The following is a 22675-nucleotide window of genomic DNA, read 5'->3' as shown; positions in this document are numbered from 1 at the left end:
CGCGGAAGGACCTGTCATGTACGCACTCTTGTTTCCGCTTCTGTTGGGCCAGTGCGGTCCCGGCGGTTGCGCGATCCCGTCGGGTTGGCCGCAGTGGCAACCGATGGTTGTCGACCGCACGGTGTGGCAGCCGGCCGTCTTCGATGTCGAAGTCGTTCCGCCTGATGCTCAGGTTTGGTTCGATAGCCACGCAGTGCGGCTTCTGGGCGGAAAGGGCCGCGTCCAGACGCCGCCCCTGGAGCCGGGCCGGCGCTACCGCTATCGCGTGACGGCCCGCTGGGGGGATGTCCAGCGTGAGTGGACTCTGAGCTTCTCCCCTGGGCAGACGGTCCGCGTGGTGCTGCGGCGCGATGAACCCGCGCCCTCGACGTCGGGGAGCACCGCGTCGCCCAGCGGCTCCTCGGCCGCCCGACAATCGCCACCGGCTTCGACCAAGCCGGCTCAGCCACAACCGCCTTCGCCGCCACCCTCGTCCCCCGAGGAAGGCGTGAGGCTGAAGACTGAAGACCGCAGGAAGGCGGACAACAGTCCCTCCAGCCTCCCGCCTTCAGCCTCCGGTCTTCCGCAAGGCCAGTTGCCGGTGGTGGAACAAGACGGAGTCCAGAACTTCGGCATCGACCGAGCCGGCCTGAACGGTTCGGCCGAGCGGATCACGCTGGGCGGCCGGGAGATCACCCGCTCCGAAGCCACGCAAATCCTCCAGGCCGGCAGCTTGGCCGATGACAGCGGCAAGTTGCGCCTGACGGTGATCGGTAACGACGTGGATCGCAAGCGGGTGCTGGATGATTTGAAAGGTCCGCTTGCCGATGTTGCGGCTCAATGTCTGGTCCAGGACTATCCGCCGGAACACTGGGCCGTAGCCGGGGCAGGCTTCCACACGGCCGGCAAACCGACGATCTACGTCCAGGCCCCGGACGGCAGGGTACTGCACCGGCAGGACGACTATGCCGACGGGGCGGAAGGCTTTCGACAGGCCTTCGAGCGCGTGCGCAGGCCCGATCCGGACTACCGCCCCGACAAAGATCGCGACCTGAGGCGGCCCGCAGATGGCTTGCTGGCCAAGCTGATCGACTTGCTGGCGCGACCGTTCCGCGTGATTCTCTCGTGGCTTCTGGCCGCGGGCGTGGTGTTCATCCTGGTTGTGCTGGTCATGAAGGGCTGGTTTGTCTACCTCTTGGGCCTGTTGGCGAGCCTGGTACCCGGACCGCCGAAGACGGCCGGCACCGCGCAAAGCCAAGCCGCCAAGAGCCGGTCGGCTCGGCAATCGGCCGCCAAGTCGCGCGCAAGGAGGTGATCCGCGTGTCCACGATCGTAGCGCTGGCCGATGCGGTCGTCTCGGAGCTGAATGGCGAAGGATGGAGTCTCCCGTTCGCCGCCCGGCGGCTCTATCGGCCACGGTTCGAGCCGGCGGACCTGAAGACGCTCCAGGTGAGCGTCGTGCCTCGGAGCCTGGTCATCGAGGCCGCAAGCCGCGCGGACGACAGCCGCCAGTACCAGATCGACATAGCGGTCCAGCAGAAGCTCGATGCCGACCCGTCCGAAGAGATCGACCCGCTTCTGGGGCTGGTCGAAGAGATCGCCCGGCACTTCCGGTTGCGGCGGCCGGCGGCGATGCCCACCGCCGTGTGCGTCAAGGTGGAAAACGATCCGGTCTACGCAGTGGAACATCTCGACGAGCTGCGATGCTTCACCAGCATCATCACGCTCTCGTTCCGCATGGTGGGGTGAGCGATGGTGGGAATGAAGGCGAGAACCCGCAGCCAGATGCACAAGGTCGCCCGGAAGGCCAAGCGGGCCAGCATCGAAAACCTCGGCCATGCCGGCGGGGCGATCCGCCTGGCGGCGGTGCGGAGCGTCCGCAAGCGCAAAGGGCCGTCGCCGGCCGGCCAGCCGCCGCACACGCACACCCGACGGCTGCCCCGGGCGATCAAGTACGCCGTCGAGAAATCCCGGCAGGCGGTGGTGATCGGGCCGGATGTCGAATCGTTTGGCATGGCCGGCAAGGCCCACGAGCATGGCGGGCGTTATCGGCGCGAGCGTTACCCGAAGCGTCCCTTCATGGGCCCGGCGCTGGAGAAGACCAAAGACCGCCTGCCGAAGCTCTGGGCCGGTTCCGTGCGGTGAGAGAGGCTGAAGACTGAACGCGGGAGGCTCGAGGAGATCAGATGGCAACCAATTGGAAACTCGGCCGCGAGTGCACGCTGTCGATCGGCACCAACCAGTTGAAACTGGCCAAGGAGGTGACCGTCGAGCTGGGCGGCAGCGAGGCCGACGTGACTACCCGGGACAGCCAGGGCATCAAGCGGAGCGTGGTGGCACTCAAGGAGCTGACCATCTCGGGCACGGCCGTCTACTCGCCGGATGATGCGGCCGTGCAGGCGCTTGTTTCCGCCTACACGGGCGGCACGCCCCTGGAGGTGACGGTCTCGGACCCGACCCTGAGCTACACGGGCAAGTGGGCGGTTACGAGCCTTTCGCAGGGCCAGCCGCTGGAAGATGTGGCCACCCTGGATTTCACCCTCAAACCGACGCTGGAGGCTTCGACCGGAGTATGAGAACGTTTCAGGATAGCGCCGGCCGAACGTGGACGATCGCGGTGACCGTGGACGCAGTCAAGCGGGTCCGCGACCTGTTGAAGGAGGATCTACTTGACATCGAGCGGGTCTTTCCGCGGCTGCTGGCCGATCCGATTCTGCTGTGCGACGTGGTGTACTGCGTCTGCAAGCCGCAGGCGGACGCCGAGCGGATCACCGACGTGGATTTCGCTCGCGCCATGGCCGGAGATGTCATCGCCCACGCCAAGGCGGCTTTAGTCGAAGAGCTCGTGGATTTTTTCCCCGAGCCGAGCCGGCGAGAGACGCTCCGGCTGGCGATCCGGAAGTACGACGAGCTGGCCGAACGGACGAAGGAATTGATCAAAGCGCGGCTGAACAGCCCGGTGCTGGCGCAGGAGATCGAGGCGGCGTTGACCAGCGTTGGCGACTCATTTACGAGCTTGCCGGCATCGTCGGCGTCGCCCCCGGACCGCTGACCCTTCGGGAATTGTGCTGGATGGTCGAGGGGCGGCAGCGGGACCAGTGGAACCACACGGCGCAATTGCTGGCGATGGTGTATAACGCCTTTCGCGGGAAAGGGCAACGAGCTTTGGGGCCGGTGGATTTTCACCCGCTTGTGAAGAAGCCCACCGCAGCCATGACACTCAAGCAGCTGAGCGAACTGGGAATTTTGAAATCGCCCAAGCAGTGACCTATGGCAAGCCCTTCCGGTATCCGAGCAGGCCAAGCCTTCGTCGAGCTCTTTGCCGACGACAGCCGGTTGGTTCGCGGCCTGAAGGCCGCTTCGAAGCGGCTTGTGGATTGGGGTAAAAATATTACAGCGGCGGGGCAACGGATGCTTCTCGGCGGGATGACGCTCTTAGGGCCGATGACCGGATTCTCCAAGGTGTTCGCCGATATGGGCAGCCGACTCGCGGACATGAGTGCCCGAACGGGCGTCTCGGTCGAGGCCTTGTCGGAGTTAGGGTATGCAGCCGAGATGTCTGGCGCCGACCTCGAGACGCTCGAAGGCGGCTTGCGGAAGATGCAGAAAACGATCGCTGAGGCTGCCTCAGGGTCGCAGGCGGCCCAGGACGCGCTTGTAAGGCTGGGACTCTCGATCGCCGATCTGGAGCGCCTTTCGCCCGACGAGCAGTTCATGCGGATCGCCGACCGGCTGGCGGGAATCGCAAACCCCACGCAGCGGGCGGCGGCAGCGATGGAGGTCTTCGGGAAATCCGGCGCGAAACTCCTGCCGATGATGGCCGACGGCGCCGCAGGCTTGGAGGCGATGCGGCGGCAAGCTCGGGACCTAGGCCTGGCGATGTCGAGCGAAGATGCAGCCGCGGCCGACGAGTTCGGCGACGCGCTGGACACTCTGTGGAAGTCGCTCAAGATGGGCGTGGCGACGATCGGTTCGGCCTTGGCCCCGATCCTAAGTGATCTGGCTCGGCGGGTGACGGGCATCATCAAGGCCGTCTCCGACTGGATCAGAGAAAACAAAACGGTCGTCGTCACGGTGTTCAAGGTCGCCGCGGCCATCGTGGCCGGCGGGGCGGCCCTGATCGTCCTGGGCGGCATTCTCTCCGGGCTGGGTTTCGCCTTCGGGACGCTGGTCAGCATCGTCACCGGCGTGGGCACGGCCTTGGGCGTGATTGGGACGGTTTTGGGCGGGATCCTTTCGCCCGTGGGCCTGGTGATCGCGGCCCTGGCGTCACTGGGCGGGTATCTGCTCTACGTGTCGGGAGCCGGCCAACAGGCCCTGTCGTGGCTGGGCCAACAGTTCGCCGCGCTGCGGGACACGGCGCTTGCGGCCTGGAAGGGCATCTCCGATGCGCTGGCTGCCGGCGACATCGGCCTGGCCGCCCGGATTCTTTGGCTGACACTCAAGGTGGAGTGGCAGAAGGGTGTCGCGTGGCTTACAGACCAGTGGATCGGCTTCAAAGAGGCCTTCATGGCCGTGGCCGTCGAGGCGGTCTACGGCACGGCCAAGATTCTCGCCTCCGCTTGGGCCGGCCTTCAGGCCGCCTGGGTCGAGACCGTGGCGTGCATGTCGAAGGCCTGGACCACATTCACGCACCACCTGGTCACCGGATGGCGCACGGCCCAGAACTGGATCGCCAAGAAGTTCGTGCAGCTTATGGCGATGTTCGATGAGAGTGTCGATGTCGAGGCCGCGCAAAAGATCCTCGATGAGGATTTCACACGGGAACAGCGCCAGCGGGATCAGGCCACCCAGCAGCAACTCCGCGACATCGAAACCACCCGGCAGGCCAAACGCCAGGCGATCGACGAGGAAGAGCGCGGCACGCTCGACGCCCTTGAAGAGGAACGGCAGCGCAGGCACGTCGAGCGCCGGCGGCAGTACGACGCGGACCTCAAGGCGGCCGAGGACGCGGTTGCCGAGGCCAAGCGCCAGTGGCAGGAGGCCCTCGACGAGGCGGCCCGCAAACGGGCGAAGCTCAAAGAGACCGCTGCGCCGGAGCGGATCAAGGGCATCGGCGACCTGGAGAGTTTTGACTTCGAGGGGCTGGCCCAGCGATCCGTCAGCGTAGTCGGGACTTTCAACCCACTGGCCGCGGCCGGCCTTGGAACCGGCGGCCCCTTGGAGCGTGCTGCCCGGGCAGGCGAGGAGACGGCCAAGAACACACGCAAGCTCGTCCAACAGGCCCAGCACGGCAACCTGGTGTTCGCCTGATTAGCGGGTGCGTTGCGGGTGGCGATCACTGTTCACGAAAAATGGAACAGCCGCGAGACGACCGAGGGCGAGAGCCCATCGGTTGACCTTATCTATATCGTCCGGGGCACGGCCGACGACCTGGCCGCCAAGGCAGCCCTGGCGGCGGCTTCGCCGGTGCTCTACGACGGCCTGGTCCGCCAGAGCCTGCACATCGAGCGCGTCGCCGAGGACATCTGGGAAGGCTCGGTCCGCTACGGCGAGCTTCAGCCCCCCGAGACCGGCGATTCCACGTACCAGTTCGACACCGGCGGCGGGACTCAGCATATCACGCAGGGCCTCCAGACGGTCGGCCGCTACGCCCCGCCGGGCAAGACCGCCCCGGACTTCCAAGGCGCCATCGGCGTTACCCACGACAACGTCGAGGGCGTGGACATCACCGTGCCGGTCTACAACTTCTCGGAGACGCATTACATCGCCTCGGGCCTGGTCACGCCCGGCTACAAGGCCACGCTCTTCTTTCTTACCGGCAAGGTCAACGGCGCTGCGTTTCGTGGTTTCGCCGCGGGCGAAGTGCTGTTCATGGGTGCCTCGGGCTCCAAGCGTGGCCAGGACGACTGGGAGATCACCTTCCGCTTCGCCGCAAGCCCGAACGTCACCGGACTGGTGATCGGCAACATCACGGGCATCAACAAGAAGGGCTGGGAATACCTCTGGGTCCGCTATGCGGATGCCGAGGATGCGGCGTCCGGGACGCTGGTAAAAAGGCCGATCGCCGCCTACGTCGAGCAGGTCTACCCGTATGGGGATTTCTCGGGCCTGGGGATCGGGACCTGAGGGAGGCTGCCGCCGTGGGAAACCCCTTCAAAAAGGTGCGGCCCGGCCAGAAGCTGGAAATCCCGGCCGAGGCCTTCAACACGTTCATCGACGCCGCGCTGGACTTCAAGGCCCGGCAGCGAAGCCAAGGGCAATCCTGCAATCCCTGCTATCCCAATAGCACGATCATCAAGGTCCGCAACCAAACAGGCGCGGACCGTGAGCGGTTCGACGTCCTGGGCCTCGACGAGCCGATCATCCATCCGCTGGAAAACCTCCAGGCCTTCAAGAACGAGCCGGCCTGCTACGGGGCCGTGCCCGAGAAGCCGCGGCACTTCGGCCGGTTCGCCGTGCTGTTGGAGCCGGTCCCCGCTGGCGAAATCGCCCATTACGCCTGCGTAAGCGGAATCACGGTCGCCCGGGTGAACGTCACGCACGAGTGGCACACCCGGGCCGACATTGCCGATAGCAGTTGCGGCTACCTGGAAAGCTGCGATACCGAAGGGGCGGCTGTCATCCTTTGGAAGCAGCCGGGCACGGGCATGAAGTGGGCCGTGGTGAAAATCGGCGTGCCCTATGAGGTAGACTTCTGGGCCCGGCTGCTGTCTGCGGAAGAACTCAGCCCCAATCGCTGGCGATACCAATTCGTCGAGCTGGTCCACAGCGACGTGGCGGAAGGCTACGGCTCTTGGGTGGCCAAACCGGGCGGCCGAACGGGCTATGCCTACAACTCGGTCGAAGACCCCAACGACGGCGAGGGGCTCGAAGGCAACGGGGTCGACGTGGACTACCTCGAGGAGTGCTGCCGCCGGGCAGGCGAACAATGCTGCGATGGCGGGTGGCCTTCGTCTTCCAGCGGGAGCGATGGCTCGTCGTGCTGCCGGCTCCTGCCTGCCGGCATCGGGGCTATCGTGCGGATGAAGGAAATCCGCTTCGGCACCAACCCCGAGGCCCGGATCGAGTACTGGTTCCAATACGAGAACGAGTACGACTGCTGCCTGCCCACCAGTAGTTCGAGTTCGTCGAGCAGCTCCAGCAGCTCGTCCTCGTCGAGCAGCGGTTCTTCATCCTCCGGCAGTAGTTCTTCCTCCTCGGGTAGTTCGTCCAGCAGCTCATCATCCTCCAGCAGTTCTTCCGGGTCGTCGAGCAGCTCCAGCAGCGGATCGTCCGGGTCGAGCTCCGGAAGTTCCAGCAGCGGCTCCAGCGGCAGCAGCTCATCCGGATCATCCGGTAGCTCCGGCTCCTCCGGCAGTTCCGGCGAGTGCCAATGCGTGACGGTCATTACGGGCGTCTCCGTGGACGAAAATGGCTGCCTGGTCGTGACCGCCCGGGAAATCTGTATGCCGGTGGACTGTCCGGTGGGCGATGAATACACCTACACAGTCTGCCTGCCCTCCTCGAGCAGTTCCTCCAGCGGCAGCTCCAGTTCGTCTTCGTCGAGCGGTTCTTCTGGGTCTTCGTCCAGCAGCGGTTCGTCCAGTTCTTCCTCCGGCAGTTCGTCGGGCTCCTCATCGGGCTCGTCCTCCGGCAGCAGTTCGTCTTCGAGTGGTTCATCAAGCGCCGGGCCGTCGTCGAGCTCAAGCGGTCCGTCCGGTAGTTCGTCGTCCAGCGGGGAAAGCTCATCCTCCTCGGGCGGTTCTTCCAGTAGCGGCCCGTCATCCAGCGGCCCTTCCGGCAGTTCGTCAAGCAGCTCTGGGAGTGGCAGCTCGTCAAGCTCGTCGTCAAGCGGCGTACCGTCGAGCAGCGGCCCTTCGTCGAGTGCCTTCGGCAGTTGTTCCAGTTCGAGCAGCGGTTCCAGTAGTAGCGGGCAGAGCAGCTCATCGTCGTCCGGGCCCGACAGCAGTTCTTCCGGTGGCAGTTCGTCCTCGCCGAGCAGCCCCGGATCATCTTCGTCAAGCGGCTCGGGCTTTTCGTCGAGTGGTTCGGCCCCACCCCCACCTCCTCCGCCTCCGCCACCACCGCCACCGCCTCCGCCGAGCAGTTCGTCCAGTGGTAGCGTGTCGAGCTCGTCAGGCCTGCCGAGCAGTTCGTCCGGTTCGTCAGGCGATTCAAGCAGTAGTTCCTCTGGCGTCGGAACGCCCGGTTCGTCGTCCGGCAGCAGCCCCACGAGCAGTAGTGGCGAGGAGTCCAGCGGTTGGTGGTGAGCATGGCAGTGCGGCTGATTCGATACGGCGGCGCGGTCAAGCGCTGGATCGCCGCCGGTCGGCCGGTGCGGAGCGACGAGCGCGTGCGAGAGATCTTCGACACCCTCTGCCGGCCGTGCGAACGCTTCGACGCCAAGCGGCAGACCTGCCGGCTGTGCGGGTGCCACGTGCGGCCAGGCGGCTCGGCCCTGGCCAACAAGATCAAGATGGCGACCGAGCGATGCCCCTTGAGGCCGCCCAGGTGGATCGAGGAGGTTTTCCAAGGATGACGCTCTTCATTCTCGGTTATCCCGGTGGCATGGGCGGGGCGAACACCGAATGCTGGCACACGGTGAAGCTTTGGCGCCAGGCAGGCTGGGACGTGCACCTGATTCCCACCTGGGGGCGCGACGAGCGGTGGCGCGGGCGGTTGGATGCAATCGGCGCCGTGACCCACCACGTGCCGGCTGCCGACCTGGAAAAGGTCCCCAGGCTGGCCGGCTCGGTCGTGGTGGCCATGTGCAACGGGAATCTCTGGGGCGTCTACGGCCGGCTCCGCAAACTGGGCTGCCGCGTGGTGTGGGTCAACTGCATGACGTTCCTGTTTCCCGACGAGCGGCGGGCCGCGCAGGAGCACGGCCCTGCCGACGCCTACGTGTTCCAAAGCCAGTTCCAGCGCTCGATGCTCGAACCAGAGCTTGCAAGAATCGGCTACCGGCCTGAGCAAGGCCATCTGATTCGCGGGGCGTTCGACCTGGGCGAGTTTCCGTTCTGCCCGCGGCAGCATCGACCGAACACGGAGTTCGTCATCGGCCGGCTGGCCCGGCCGGACCTCGACAAGTGGTCCAGTAATACGTGGCCCATCTACGCGGCGATTCCCTATGCCCATCGCAAGGCCCTGGTGATGGGCTGGACCGAGCGGCTGGCCGGGAAGCTCGGCAAGCCGCCGTCCTGGGCGACATGCCTCAAACCCCAGGAAATTCCCACGCAAGAGTTCCTGGGCCGCTGCCACGCCATGCTGTGCATCAACGGCGGTGCCCGGGAGAATTGGCCCCGCGTGGGCCTCGAGGCGATGGCCGCCGGCGTGCCCATCGTCACTCAGAACCAGTGGGGCTGGCGGGAGATGGTCCGTCACGGCGTGACCGGCTTCTTGTGCAATGGCGACCAGGAGTTGGCCTACTACACGGCCCACCTGGCCTACGACGAGCGGCGGCGGCTCACTATGGCCGAGGCCGCCCGGGCACACGTCGAGCGCCTGGCTGACCCGGAAACCATCCTGGCCGGCTGGCAGCGGCTTTTCGATTCCCTGGGCACTGCATGGAGCAAGGCTGCATGATCGGCATCGCCATTGCTGCGGTTGGAATCAAGCCCGAGATCGTACGTCGCTGCTACCAGTCGCTGGCCGACGCCCGGATCACTGTGCCGTATCGCGTCCATGTGCAAACGGCCTGCGAAGGCCAATTCAGCCGCTCGGCCGCCCGCAATCAGGCCATCCTGGCCCTGCTGCCCTACTGTGACAAGATCATCTGCCTTGACGTGGACTGCCTGGTTCCGCCGGGCCTTGTCGAACACGCGGCCGAGAACATCCGCGATGGGCAAGCCGTGTGGACTCTGGTGCGCAGGATACCCGCCTTCGACGGCCGATACCGCTGGGACGAGTGGAAAGCCACCAACCCTTGGCCTTGGGGCACCGGGGCCTTCGTGGGCATGACCACCGCCGATTGGCTTCTAGTGGGCGGCTGGGATGAGCGGATCACCACCTGGGGCAGCGAAGACGATGTGCTGGCCCTTCGCCGCAAGGAACACCGCATCGAGACGCTCAAAGTGACCGATTGGCCGCTGGTGCACGTGGACCACGAGTATCGCGGACGGAACCTCCAGCACGCGAAAGAGAATCGGCAGATCGGCGCCGCCCCGCCGCCGCGAAACTACCTGGCCGGCCGGCTGCCGCTAGCCAAGGCCCAACACACCCTTTTCCTTTGGCCCACGGCACGCTGTCAGGGCGCCTGCCCACGGTGCAGCCAGCGTTCACTCATGCAGTTCGCACCAGACTACGAGATGACGCTGGAAGAGATCGACGCGCTCATCGACGCCGTGCGCCAGTCGAGTTACCCGGCTTTCCAGAAGGTCATCCTGGCTGGCGGCGAGACCCTCCTCTGGTCGCATCTGGCCGAAGGCCTGCGGCGGCTGGCCGAGGCCAAGTTGGGTCCGATTCAGCTTTTCACCAACGGCCTGGCGCTTGATCGGGCGGACTTGGCTGCTCCGTATGTCCGCGAGTTCCGCGTCTCGGCTTATACCTGGAACGGCCAGGCGGTCCAGGCGTTCCGAGCCCGTTATGGATCAAAGGTCCGCGTGGTGGATTCCCGCAAGCATTGGGCCTTGCCTATGGGGCCGCGCGGCGAAGAAACCCTGCCGGCTGACTGCGTGGGGCCCGGATACTCGGTGTATGACTGGCACGTCTATACCTGCTGCAACTCGCCGGCCATTCCGATGGCCCTGGGGACGCCGATCCACGAGACGCCGCGATGCCGGCTCCAGCCGGGGTTCATCGAAGCGCTGCTGCCCCTGCGACAAAAGATGGACCGGTACTGCCGGGCCTGCATCGGCAACCGGAAGGTGCAACCGTGGCTTGGTTAGTATCCGCCCCCAGGCCCCAAGTCCCATGCCCCAAGCCCCGATGAAGATCGCCTGCTTGTGCGCGACGTTCAACCGGCCGGCCCAGCTGGCCGAGGCGGTCGAGTCGTTCTTGCGTCAGACCTACCCGGCCGAGCTGCGAGAGCTCGTCATCCTCGACGACGCCGGGCAGTACGACCCGGCGGCCTGCGACCATTTGCCCGGGGTGAAGCTCGTCACCACCCGGCACCGCTTCCGCACACTGGGTGAGAAGCGGAACGCCTCAGCGGCTCTGGTGTCACCCGATGTGGACGCCTACGCCGTGTGGGACGATGACGACATTTATCTGCCCTGGCACCTGGAGACGATGGCGCAGGTCTTCGCGGCCGGTATCTCCTGGTCGCGGCCCGCGGAGGTCTGGATCGACCGCCGCACGCACTTGCAGCGTAAGACGACCGGCGGGCTGTTCCACGGTTCGTGGGGCTTCACCCGCGAAGCATTTCTGGCCGTAGGGGGCTATCCCGCCATGCAATCCGGTCAGGACCAGGCCCTTGCCGGGCGACTGAAGAAGGCCGGCTTCAAACCAGTATCACCGAGTGAGCTGGTTACCCCATCCGGACTGACCGAGCTTGCCACCACTCCCAGTGCAAAGCCAGTACAACCACGCTCCCAAGCTTCCTCTTCCCATCAAGCCCCAGTTTCCCCCGTGGCCAGCGATACAGCGCCTTCCCCTGACGGCGGTGACGTTTCTTGCCTTTCCCTTCCTTCCTACATCTACCGCTGGCACACCTACCCCGGCGCCCGGCACATCTCGGCCCTCGGCAAGGACGGCTACGAGCGGCGAGGCGAGGAGACCATCGCCCCCATCTCCTGCGTCACGCCGCGGTGGTCGGCCTGCTGGGACGGACTGGCGCTGAGGGCAACGCCGCCCCAGGCAACGGCGTCGTAAGTACAGCCCTCGAGGCGGCCGCTCGCAGGATTCCCCAGGCGTTCTGCTCGCGTCGGCCGAAGCATCTGGGCCACTGTCGTCCGTCCATCTCCCGCTACCCCGCCGACTCGATCGACTCCAAAGCGTAGGGGGCAATCCGCACAACCCCGTGACAGATGCCCGTCAAAATGTCAGCTCTGGTTGGGTATCATCCCCCACTGCCGACCGGCCGGCACGAGGGATGTGAGCCGGTAGGCGAAAAAATCTTGGAGGGGGTACTTGACAACACACACACACAGACTTAGACTAGACGGCGCAATCCCGGAATACGGGAATATTCGCTGGCGGTGTTGGCGCCCGCGCTGAACCGTACTGCGGCCACTCGGGTGCCCAGGGCGGAGGAATTTCCGCGCCAGCCATATGGCCAAAAAGTGTGGGGAAGGGGACGATGGGCAGCAGCGTACCCGACCTGACGGCACAACGCAGCCGCCACGGCCCGCACCGGGCCGGGGAAGCGGCCCAGGAGGGAGCGTCTCGCGGTGGAGGGGCACATCAGGAGGGCATATCGAGGGTCCCGACATTGCGGGCAGGGGTAGAGGCCTTCCAGCGGCGCTGGCCCGGGGCGAGAAGTCCGAGCCACCAGTCGCCCATTTTTCTGATGGCTGCGGGGTGGCGTACCGGATCAACTCTTCTGCAGAGGATGCTCTCCGGCGATTGTCTGATCTGGGGTGAGCCCTTCGGTCAAGGAGGTCTTCTGGATTCGGTGCCCGACCTGTTTCGAAGGATCACCGGTTTCTGGCCGGAGGAATCCTTTTTCTTTCGCGGACAAGGGCGAGTCGAGCGGACGTGCGGGCCGATCGAGAACCTATATCCGTCGCCGGAAGACCTGGTGCGGGCTTATGTGGGTTTCTTCGAGAGGCTGTTTGCCCAACCGGCCGCGGAGGCGGGATTTGCCCGCTGGGGGATGAAGACGGTGCGGCTGTCGGCCGATCACGCCTTTTTCTTCCGCTGGCTCTTTCCCCCGGCGAAGTTGGTCTTCCTCACGCGCAACCCCTATCACGCCTTTCGCTCGTATTGGACGATCAGCCAGAGGCGCGGCGTGCGTTGGTTTCACCGCTGGCCGGATCGTCCTGTGACGCCCGAACATTTTGCCCGGAACTGGGCGGAACTCACCGCGGGTTTCCTGGAGCACGCGGAGGAACTTGGGGCGCACTTTGTGCGTTACGAGGATTTGATTGGCGGCGCAGTTGCGCTCGGGGAATTAGAGGAGTACCTGGGGGTCCAACTGTCACGGGATGCCCTGGCCAGCAACCCCGGCGGGTGGCCGATTCCCGATGAAGAACTGGCCGCCCCGTATTACGAGGCGATCGCCCAATGGGTGGAACCATTGGCGGAAAGGTTGGGATACGCCAAGCCAACGGCGGGCAGTCCTCAAGGCTTTCGCCAAGAGGTGCCGAAGGAGGCATCAGCCGACCAAACTGAGCGAGCTTTCCAAGAGGCGCTTGGCGCCCATCAGCGGGGCGATCTGGAGACTGCTGAACGGACCTATCGGCGGATATTGGATCATGAGCCGAATCACGCCGGGGCCTGGCATTTTCTGGGGGTCATCAGTCTTGTGCGGCGAGACTATCCGGCTGCGCGGCAGCAACTGGAACGGTCGCTGACCCTTTGCGACAGCAAGGCGGTTTACTGGAACAACTACGGGGCCTTGCTCAAGGAAGTGGGAGAGTATCGGCAGGCGGAAGCGGCGTTTCATCGGGCCCTGCAAAGGAATCAAGACTATGCCGACGCCTGGGCCAATCTGGGCCATGTGCAGTACCTTCTGCATCTCGCGCCCCAGCTTGTCGAACGCTCCTTGCGAAGCGCCCTGGCTTTGAACCCGCACCATGCGGACGCGACTTTCTGGCTCGGCGACTTCTATCAGGCCTGTGGGCGTGCCGCCGAGGCGGTGGCGCAGTATCGTCGCGGATTGGAGCTTGCCCCGGAGTACCCCGGCGGCCACAAGCGGCTGGCGGAGACGCTGGCGGCAGCCAACCAGTTCGAGGCGGCAAAGGATGCGTTCCAGGAGGCGATTGCCCGCCGGCCCGAGGATGTACAGCTTCATCTGGCCCTAGGCGCGGTCCATGCCAAGCTGGAAGAGGTCGAGGCAGCCAAGGAGACCTACCGCAGGGCCGCCTTGCTGTGTCCGGAGCGGGCGATCTGGAGGTGGAAGTACCTGGGGGTGTGCCCGACGGTCTTTGATTGCGAAGAGGATATCGAGCAGTACTGGCAGGGGCTTCAGGAAGGCTTGCTCGAAGCCCTCGAAGAGAAGGTTTCTTTGGATTGGCGGGTGCTCCCTTTCGATGGTTACACCCCTTCGTTCAACCTGCCGCATCTGGGGCGCTGTTGCCGGGAGATCAAGGAGCTGTTCTCGGCGCGGTTCGAGCCGGCATTCCCTCAGCGGGCTTTGCAGCCGGGCGGGGGGCGTAAGATCCGCGTCGGTTTCCTGGTCACCGCCGGGCACGAAGGGGGTTTCTTGCGCGGCATGTCGAAGATCGTCGCCGGGCTGGACCACCGCTTTGAAGTGGCGATCTTCTGCGCGGAGGGGGCAGTGGGCCGGTTTCGAGCCGCAATCGCCCGCGACGATGTCCGCTACGTGAGTTTTCCCCGGCGGTTCGATCAGGCGGTGGAGGCCGTCCGGGAGACACGGTGTCACATCATTTACCACTGGAAGGTCGGCCCCGATCCCTGGAGCTATTTCCTGCCCATGGCCCGGCTGGCCCCGGTTCAATGCGTCTCCTGCGGTTCTCACGGCACCAGCGGCGTGCGGGCCGTGGATTACTACATCTCTTCCCCTTGGATGGAATGCCCGGAAGAAGCGGTGGATTCGGCCCAGCATTATACCGAGAGGCTGATTCTGCTGGAGACGTTCCCCATGTTCCAGTCGCGGCAACCGATGCCGCAAGACGTCGGCCGGGGCCACTTCGGGTTGCCGGGAGAGGGGGCCTTTTACTTCTGCCCCCACCGGCTGCCGAAATATTGCCCGCAGTTCGATTTCTTTCTCCGCGACATCCTGGAGGCAGACCCGCGGGGGTTTGTCGTGCTGCTGGCAGGCCCCGACGGGCGGCTGGCGGAGAAGCTCCGCCGCCGCATGGAGGGGAACTTGGGGGTCGTGTTTCGGCGGGTTTATTTCCGGTCGGCGATGCCCGTGGCGGAATACTATCGTTTGCTGCGGTTGGCCACTGTGGTGCTCGATACGCCTGTATACGCCAGCTGCCTGACGGCCTACGACGCCTTTTCGATGGGTGTCCCGGTGCTCACGCAGCCGGGGCCGTTGGCCGTGCAGTGCTATGCCGCGGGCCTGTACCGGCGGATGGGAATGGAGGATGAATTGGTGGTATGGGACGGAGACGAGTACGTGGCCAAGGCGGTCAGGATCGGCACCGAGCCGGAGTACCGCGAGCACCTGGTACGGTGGATCGGCCAGCGGGCCGAGGCGGTGTTCGACGACCAGCGGGTGATCGGCCAGTACGAGCGTTTCTTCGAAAGTGCGATGGAGAGAACTCCGGCGGCAGGTGCCGCGATGGCCGCCGCAACGTGACGGCCCGGCGGTGGCCCGTCGGAACGTTAGCTGGGAGCGGATGATCGAGTTGCTTTTTAGGAAGGGCAGAGACTATGCGGACACTTGGAAGCATCCGCACGGTAGCCGGAAGGCGCCGCTGCGTCTCGGGGAGTGCGAAGGGTCGCACGAAGCGGCTCAGTCTGGAGTTGCTGGAAAAGCGAATTCCCGTCAGCTCGTCGGTGTTGGGCGTGGTCGGGCTGGCTCTCTTGGGAGATTTGTTCGACGACACGGGCCGGGCGGCCCTTTACAGCGAAGACACGGATGGGGCGACGAGCGGCCCTCGCAAACGAGCCTCACCGGCTGAGGCGTTCTCCTGGGATTCGCACGAGCGGCGAAGCTTGCTCTCCGTCTTTCGTTCCAAATCGCTGGACACGAGTGCCGACGGGCGGTCCTATTTCGAGGGCCGGCAAGGGAGCGGTCCGGCCAGGGCGGTTGACGATGCGCAAAGTCTCTTTGTCTCGGCTGGCTCTGCCGAAGTGGGCCGTCCCTTGCAATTCGGATTGGGTGAAGGGTTTTCGGTCCAGATGGCGGGCCTGGGCCTTGGTGGCTCTGCGGGGCTAGGCGGGGGTTTTCGTGTCCCGGCGGCCGCCGCCTGGGGCAGCTCTTGGTTTGTGCCATCTCTTCGGGCAGATGGGGTGGGTGGTGGAGAAACCGGGAGCGCATCCAGCACTTCGAGCGGCAGTCCGCTTGCCCGGCATGCCGCGAAGCCGATAGCGCCCTCCGCACGCCCGCTTGTGACCTTGTCCGACGACGGGCCTACCCCGGCAGCTTCCCTGTCGTCGGCAGCGACTCCCGAGCGAGCTTCTTCCCCTGCGGCCGGAGCGTCACCGGCAACCGGCGGCGTACCCGCTGGTCCCCCAGCGATTGCCGCCCCGGGTGCAATAGCGCCGACGATTGGTGATCGAACCGGCGCCGACGTTGCACTACACCGCAGTAACGGTCGACCTCTTGGGGGTATGTCCTCGATTACGCTCTCGGACGAACCCTCCGTTGGCGATGGCCTGCTTCTCCAGCCAGGAGGCATCGAGTTGTCTCCTGACGCTTCGGCCGATTTCCTTCAAACGTCACCTGACCCGGTTCGCACCATTGGCAGTGAGACGGCCGGCGGTATTTCGCCTGCGGGCGGCTGGTTCCCCATGTACCCACACCGGCAATCGGAGCTTCTCGGAAACGCACTCAACGGTGCCCATCACACCGAAGGGAAGCGGCTGGTCGTCTCCTTGGATACCGGCCCGCGGCACGGTTCGTTGACCCTCGAGGAGGACGGGAGTTTCGCTTATCGTCCCGAGAAGGGGTTCCTGGGGTTCGACGAGTTCACGTGCGCGGTGAGCACTCTGGACGGGCGGGCGTCGCAGATCGCCACGGTTGTCATTCCCGTCTTGCCCGAGTTCGATCCCGGGGCAAGTCCGGCAGTAGGCGCACTTGCCCCCACGGGCTCGCGGGCGGCTGTTTTCGATGCGTATTCGGCCGCAAAGACGGTGGACGGGGGAGAAATCCTGCGGGCGTGTCAATGGGAGGTTGATCCAACGTCGATGTTTGTGCCTTCGCTGCAAGGGGACTTCGTGGGATCGTTTTCCTGGGATTTCCCCATCGGCTGCTTGCCTGCGGTGACAAGGGATGCCGGCGAGGGAACCGGTGTGATCACCGTCAGTTGCGAGGTGGCCTCGGCGGAGGACGCGCAAGGCAACTGGTACTACAGCGAATTGGTCTACTGCTCTTATTCGTTCCACTCGCTCGGCAGCCGGTATTTCGGAGAACGAATCACGCGGATCGACGCCTTTGCGGTGGACGGTGTCGTGTCGTACTGTTACACGTCACGCGCACTGGACACAAGCAGCGTGCCGTCCGCGGTTGCCGGCACTGTGGACATCGCCGAAGCCCGCTTCAGTGGTCGCGTGGATACGGTGAGCATCGACTCCACGATCGTCGCTTATGAGGCCGCCGGCTCGGCCGATGCGGCCCGCGCGCTCGAGATTCACAGCCAGGTCTTGGAGACGGATTCGGTAGGCAGCAGCCCCCGCAGCGAGACTCAGGACGGTCAGATGCTCCAGGGGGGCGAGAAGACATCCGAACGCTCGGCCACGTTCGTGATCACGCGCTTCGATTATTCCTTCCTGCCGGAGCAGGACGAGTGGATCTGCGAAGGCACGCGGCAGGAGAGCGGCAGTGAGATCCTTGCGGCGGACTACCAATTGACGAGTACGCCCTCGCTGCCAGTCGAAGGACCGGTTGTCGAGGCGTCGTCGCCCGCCACCGGCCTGACGACGGCGGAGGATGCGACATGGGCTTCATGGCCTGAGGCTGACAAAGTCGTCCGTGAAACCGGTCAGACCACGCAGGTCCACCAGTACACGGCATTTTCGGTACTCCGCGGCGGCGTATGGGATTCCATCAGGACTGGGACGCGAAGCACGCAGGCCACCACCGAGGAAGCCATCCGTACCGCACCCTACGGGATCGACTCTTGGGGGGCCGACACGGTTTCCCAAACGCAAACCACCGAAACGGAAGCGTATCACATGGTTTTCTTGTCGGGGGTGTTGGCCGGCGGCACGATGACGCTGTCGGGCGAAACGACCAGTACCAAGACCAGTAGCCACAGCGGTACCTATACGATCAGCACATTCGAGAGTTCCGGCGGCATTCAGCTGGAGCGGAGCGGCCAGGGAGCATGGAGTGAATCGTCTCAGTACAGCTACCAGGACTCGTACGAGTATACGAAGACCTTTGACATCGGCGACCCCGAGGACCCCGAGGACGACGTGTGGGTGCTCAGCAGCGGCTATTCCCAGACGCAGGTCTTGGAGTCCACTGAGTTCGGGGACATTGCCTCCGGCACTTACGTCAAGACGATTCTCAACGGCCCCGGGCCTGAGGACGACGAGGTCATCGAGGGTTGCTGGGATGAGGGGGTGGTGGAGCTGTATTGGTCCCACCGGACCGTGGAGTCCACGGTGGATGCTTCCGGCCAGTGGGTCAATGGCGGCACGGAAGAATTTAGCGAGTCGGGCTACCGCTACGTCAATACGACGACGGATGACATGGAATACTCACGCTCGATCACCGGAGGGACGGTGAGCGGCATCATCGGAATGTACGAGGGCAAGTTCAAACTGTACGACTTTGCCGGTACTCGCACGCTGACCGAAATCGAGGGCCAATCGGTTTGGGTTCTGACGGCGGGCACGGGCAAGGAAATCGAAGCCGAATCGAGCGGGCGGTCCTATGACGGCGCGGGGACCTACACGATCAGCGGCAGTAGCGGCAGCGGGGCCGACTATCAGAGCTGGAGCATCGACGGCTCGATCGTGGAATTCGGGCGGATCGGGGGCGGCCATGCGGTGATCACCGACTACGAACCCGCAGACCGCATGTGGCAGGTAACCGATGTAACTCCGGTGCTATACAATACGGAATGGATTTACTACAGCGACACGTCTAGCGGCCAGTACACGCAGGGGCCCATGTCGGGCCAGATTACCCAGCGCGACGGCCTCTACTGGTACCGGTGGGACGCTTTTGTCTGGGAGGATCCCAACCAGCCGGGCATCCTGGCAGGCACGGCCATCGAGCGGGCTCTTCTGAGGCTGGATAACGCCAGCAGCGCTTCCGGCCAGATCGAGGATTTCTATGCCGGATTCGGAGGTAGTGGCTGCGGTTATGGTCAAGTGACCTTCCAGCGGGAAGACAGCGATCAAAGCAGCTTCCGCCAAGAGACCGGAATATCGTTCACCTTGGTACAGGAGACCACGGGCTGCGGATGTGGCTGCGGGTGCGGCTCCGGTGCCGCCCATTTCTGGCGACACGAATCGGGATGGCTGGACGAGTCCGCCTCAAGGGAGATGACCACGCGCCGCTGGACCGACACTCCCCAACAGGCGTCCTCGGGCTGCGAGCCGGGCGTCACCGAGCGGACCATTGAATTCGACGAGACCGACGGGTGGTCCACTTCGCGCAGGGAGCGATGGGCCGTCGTACCAGAGGAGTCGACCCTGGACCATGAGGATTATTACCTGGATCGGGTGGAGGTCTGGCAACTCGCCGACGGCAGCGGCATCGAGCGGTTCTGGAATGACTACTCTGCCCGCGAAACGACCTCCGGAACCGAAAACATCACTTACGACGGTCAGCAGATGGAAGGATCCTCCAATCGGACGCTGGATCGCTCCTTCGCGCGAACACTCACGATCGAGGAAGAATTCGATCGGGTCAACAGCCGCTGGGACTACACCTACAGCGGGACGGGCTGTGAATCGATCGATGACAGCTCCACGGGATGTGGCACCTACACCCCTGAAGCGTCCTGCGGCTGTGGTTGTGGCTGCGGTTGTGGAGGAGGCTCTCCGGCGTACGATGGAACGATCAACTATTCTCGTGCCGAGGAATTTGAAACGAGTCGCAATCTCGTTTACTCCAAACCTGCAAGCCACGAGAGTGTTGCCCCGAGAACGATCTACGACGGTCCCACCAGTTTGTCGAGCGGCTGCGGGTGCGACGGCGGCATTCCCTCTCCGGGCATTTGGGACAGCGCCGGGTGGGCCGTCTCGGGCAGCGGTGCAGGGACGATCCAGGAAACATGGCACGTGGACCACCAGCGCCAGCGCGATTGGACCGGCGCGCCTATAGGAGGCACCACGCTTTCCGGAACAGAGACCGAAAGCAGTGATGACACGTGGCTCTACAGCTTGACCTTCAGCGAAGCCAAACCGCAGGGTACGTCTTCGACCGCCTGGCAATTCACTAGCGTCTCCGGGGAAGGTGGTGGTCTGTTCTATGCCGATCACACCATCGAAGGATCGGGTAACTACCAGTTCGATGTCAGGCAAGGGTTGGCCACGCTTCAGGGCGTGAAGAACTACAGCGAGTCTCTTGTTGAAACAAATAACCATTCGATCGGCTTCATCATCACCGCAAACGGCCAAATCGCCTTCGACATGGCCGGCCACGGAAACCAGACTCTCACCAAGGACTTCGACTACGACGGTCAGACGGGCGCCACTTCGTATGCCGGCGGCTACGGCACGATCACCCTCGATGAGTCGGGCGACGTTCATCTGGAGCAAACGCGCAGCGTTGATTGGCATTACGATGGGGTCGATTACGATGCCGATGCCGAGACAACGAAAACTACCAGCGGCTCTCATGTACATAACTACCAGGACGATTACAGCTACAGCGGGTGCGGCTACTCGTATAGCGAGCATGCCTCCTGGTCGGAGAACAGTTCTTGGGAAAACCAGTTGACGAAACGTCACGCATTCTCCGACTCGGCCTGGTCCACCCTCTGGACGGACCGCTTTACCTCCTACGAACAGTCGGGGTGCGGGGGTGGCGGCGGTTCGAAGGCCACCAGTTACTCAAGCTCCGGTTGCGGCTGCGGGTGTGGAGAAGGCAGTTCGGAAAGCGACAACTATTCCTGGACCGGAAGCTGGTCGGAGTCCTACGATTCGGCTACCGATGATTATTCCCTCAGCGGTGGAATCGACAACCATGTAACCGGCGCTGCCAGTGGTTGCGGTTGCGGAAGTTCTTATGACGAGTGGGTTGACTACATCGGCTTCCGCTGGCCGACCTATACCTCACCCTATGCCTTCGATTATGTCTATCCCACGCAGACAGGCAAGCTCAACGGCGGCCTGGGAGAAGGTTGCGGGTGCGGCTGCGGCGGCGGCCTGTATGGTTTCGAGACCTACGTTCCCATCGGTCGTACCAGTGATACTTCGGCCAATAGCACCATCGGTCGGCTACCCACCGGCGGGCTCACCGCACCCTCGCCGCTGGCTGCCGCCGCCGATCTCAGCCCGCAGTTGGGCCCGTTCCGCACGCTCCCGGAGGCTCCCGCTGCGGCGCGAGCGGTGGGGCTGACCAGCTACCGGGAGCCCAACGCCATCCACGGCAACGGGTCCCCCGAGTTGCCCCAGAACGCGGTGTTCGCCGAGTGGGGAGCCTGGCGCGACCGCGGTCGGCTGAATCAAGATCTGGAGGACGCCATCGAGGAACTGGCCAACTTGACGACGCCGCCACCCGGCGGCCCGCGGCCCGACAAGACGGAGATGCCCGGGGTGGTGGTCCTGGATCTGTACGACACGGATCAAAGCGGCGATCAGTCGGTGACGGTGAGTGTGCCGAGCGGGGCCGGCTCGGGCCACGCCCTGCGGGCACCGGAGGGGCCCGACGCCCTGGTGGCGGCCTCGCTGGAGGGCGGCAGCCTGACGATCTCGGTCCCACAAGGCTCTACCGCCGCCGGCCTGACGGCCGTCACGGTCGTGGGCAAGGATGCCGAGGGGCTGCCGGTCGCCTGGACGGTGTTGGTCCATGTAGTGGCCGTGGAGGGTTACACGGTCGAGGAGCAGGCCTGGGGCGAAACGACCTGGGACGCCCCGGAAGATTCCGGCGACGATTGGGCCTTGCTGTGGCAGTGTAACGACTACCGCTGGCTGCCGCAAACGACGTTCGACGGCCTCGTGACCGCCGCCGATTGGTCCTTCGCCTCGGTAACAGTTGATTCGAGCCGCGAGCGTTGGGCCTACGGCACTCCCAGCGCCACGGGCGAAATAGTGGTAAACCCCGTTGTCACCTTCGGCGGCCAGAACATCTACTTCGAAACGCTCAACACGGCCGCTGTCGGCCTCCACCGCCAGACAACGCTCGACGAGGCGGGCAATCCCCAGGTGGTGTACAACGCCGACCAACCTCGAGTGGCGGTCACGTATGTAAGCCTCGTGGAGTGGGATCCGGTTTCCTGGTCGCGGGAAATCGAGGTGGCTGACTACAATGCCACTACGGGCGTGGCCAAGCTCACCACCGGCGAGGACGGTTATCTGGTCTATCCCGACTACGCCCAGCATCCGGTCGTTCCGCAGCCGATCGACCACAACACGGTGCGAGTGAAAGTCGAGCTGGGCGCTCCGGTGCCTGAAGGTATGGTCGGCACGGTCCACCTGGTCTGGTTCGATCCGGATAACACCGTAGCGAACGTTCCGTCTGCTCCACCGGCCAATACCGGTCACGGGATCCGCGACAACGCCGCCTCGCTCGTAGCGGCCGGCGGCGGGCTTCCGGGTTTCAGCCTCGATTTCACCACCGAAGGCCCCTCACCCAACAGCCACTGGATGAAGAAGGCGTACCTGGCCATTGAAGATGCCCGGTATGGCGACAACTTCATCGTGGCCGTGCATCCCCACTCGGGGATTGCCGAGACGTTCGAGTTCCGCGACGACCGGTCGGGCAACCTGGTGCTCATGCACCCGAACAACACGGGCCTGTGGACGCCGCTACCGGACGACAATGATCCCAACGACGACCCGGCCGACGGCGTCCAGGATCACCGTACCTCGGTGCTGACCATCATCCCCTCGGTGGACATCGACACCGACAGCGACA

General features: G+C 64.5%; 17 protein-coding genes. 14 read left to right on the top strand and 3 right to left on the bottom strand.

What is annotated here, in order from left to right:
* Positions 1 to 16: 16 nt before the first annotated feature.
* The 8 genes from ACYQ6J_RS00085 to ACYQ6J_RS00050 all read left to right on the top strand — a co-directional run bounded on the left by ACYQ6J_RS00085 (position 17) and on the right by ACYQ6J_RS00050 (position 6048).
* Positions 17 to 1294, top strand: coding sequence for a hypothetical protein (locus ACYQ6J_RS00085; protein ID WP_460182160.1), 1278 nt, complete (start codon positions 17 to 19; stop codon positions 1292 to 1294).
* Positions 1295 to 1299: 5 nt separating this feature from the next.
* Complete coding sequence (locus tag ACYQ6J_RS00080) at positions 1300 to 1728, top strand: hypothetical protein (protein WP_460182159.1); 429 nt, start codon at positions 1300 to 1302, stop codon at positions 1726 to 1728.
* A gap of 12 nt (positions 1729 to 1740) precedes the next feature.
* Positions 1741 to 2124, top strand: coding sequence for an HK97-gp10 family putative phage morphogenesis protein (locus ACYQ6J_RS00075; protein ID WP_460182158.1), 384 nt, complete (start codon positions 1741 to 1743; stop codon positions 2122 to 2124).
* A gap of 41 nt (positions 2125 to 2165) precedes the next feature.
* Complete coding sequence (locus ACYQ6J_RS00070; RefSeq protein ID WP_460182157.1) at positions 2166 to 2555, top strand: phage tail tube protein; 390 nt, start codon at positions 2166 to 2168, stop codon at positions 2553 to 2555.
* A 41-nt stretch (positions 2556 to 2596) separates the two neighbouring features.
* Positions 2597 to 3031, top strand: coding sequence for a hypothetical protein (locus ACYQ6J_RS00065; RefSeq protein ID WP_460182156.1), 435 nt, complete (start codon positions 2597 to 2599; stop codon positions 3029 to 3031).
* 20 nt (positions 3032 to 3051) lie between these two features.
* Entirely contained in the window at positions 3052 to 3246 is a 195-nt protein-coding gene (locus ACYQ6J_RS00060; protein ID WP_460182155.1) for a hypothetical protein, read from the top strand.
* A gap of 144 nt (positions 3247 to 3390) precedes the next feature.
* The gene (locus tag ACYQ6J_RS00055; RefSeq protein WP_460182154.1) at positions 3391 to 5232 is read left to right on the top strand and encodes a phage tail tape measure protein; all 1842 of its coding nucleotides are present in this window, start codon (positions 3391 to 3393) and stop codon (positions 5230 to 5232) included.
* A gap of 18 nt (positions 5233 to 5250) precedes the next feature.
* Positions 5251 to 6048 carry a hypothetical protein gene (locus ACYQ6J_RS00050; protein ID WP_460182153.1) on the top strand — a complete coding sequence of 266 codons (798 nt, stop codon included), beginning with the start codon at positions 5251 to 5253 and terminating at the stop codon, positions 6046 to 6048.
* On the opposite strand, the gene ACYQ6J_RS00045 is transcribed toward ACYQ6J_RS00050, so the two are convergent.
* From ACYQ6J_RS00045 to ACYQ6J_RS00035, 3 genes are all read right to left on the bottom strand, one after another.
* Positions 6006 to 6689, bottom strand: coding sequence for a hypothetical protein (locus tag ACYQ6J_RS00045; protein ID WP_460182152.1), 684 nt, complete (start codon positions 6687 to 6689; stop codon positions 6006 to 6008). The two genes, ACYQ6J_RS00050 and ACYQ6J_RS00045, sit on opposite strands and share 43 nt — an antisense overlap.
* A 125-nt stretch (positions 6690 to 6814) precedes the next feature.
* Positions 6815 to 7309, bottom strand: coding sequence for a hypothetical protein (locus ACYQ6J_RS00040; RefSeq protein ID WP_460182151.1), 495 nt, complete (start codon positions 7307 to 7309; stop codon positions 6815 to 6817).
* 93 nt (positions 7310 to 7402) lie between these two features.
* Positions 7403 to 8134, bottom strand: a complete 732-nt coding sequence (locus tag ACYQ6J_RS00035) for a hypothetical protein (RefSeq protein WP_460182150.1) — start codon at positions 8132 to 8134, stop codon at positions 7403 to 7405.
* Between the two features lie 33 nt (positions 8135 to 8167).
* On the opposite strand from ACYQ6J_RS00035, the gene ACYQ6J_RS00030 reads away from it, so the two are divergent.
* From ACYQ6J_RS00030 to ACYQ6J_RS00005, 6 genes are all read left to right on the top strand, one after another.
* Complete coding sequence (locus tag ACYQ6J_RS00030; protein WP_460182149.1) at positions 8168 to 8440, top strand: hypothetical protein; 273 nt, start codon at positions 8168 to 8170, stop codon at positions 8438 to 8440.
* Entirely contained in the window at positions 8437 to 9486 is a 1050-nt protein-coding gene (locus tag ACYQ6J_RS00025; RefSeq protein WP_460182148.1) for a glycosyltransferase family 4 protein, read from the top strand. The genes ACYQ6J_RS00030 and ACYQ6J_RS00025 overlap by 4 nt, the downstream gene beginning before the upstream one ends.
* A complete protein-coding gene (locus tag ACYQ6J_RS00020) occupies positions 9483 to 10787 on the top strand; it encodes a radical SAM protein (protein WP_460182147.1) in 1305 nt (434 codons plus the stop codon). Before ACYQ6J_RS00025 ends, ACYQ6J_RS00020 begins: the two co-directional genes overlap by 4 nt.
* Positions 10780 to 11712, top strand: coding sequence for a glycosyltransferase family 2 protein (locus ACYQ6J_RS00015; protein ID WP_460182146.1), 933 nt, complete (start codon positions 10780 to 10782; stop codon positions 11710 to 11712). The genes ACYQ6J_RS00020 and ACYQ6J_RS00015 overlap by 8 nt, the downstream gene beginning before the upstream one ends.
* A gap of 427 nt (positions 11713 to 12139) precedes the next feature.
* Positions 12140 to 15271 (top strand): tetratricopeptide repeat protein, encoded by a 3132-nt coding sequence (locus ACYQ6J_RS00010; RefSeq protein ID WP_460182145.1) that lies wholly within the window; start codon positions 12140 to 12142, stop codon positions 15269 to 15271.
* A 1157-nt stretch (positions 15272 to 16428) separates the two neighbouring features.
* On the top strand, positions 16429 to 22675 hold a 6247-nt coding region (locus tag ACYQ6J_RS00005), incomplete at its 3' end, for an Ig-like domain-containing protein (protein WP_460182144.1).

Source organism: Thermopirellula anaerolimosa (genome assembly GCF_054657335.1).
Note: the sequence above shows the minus strand (reverse complement) of the source record. Positions and strands in the feature narration are given on the sequence as shown.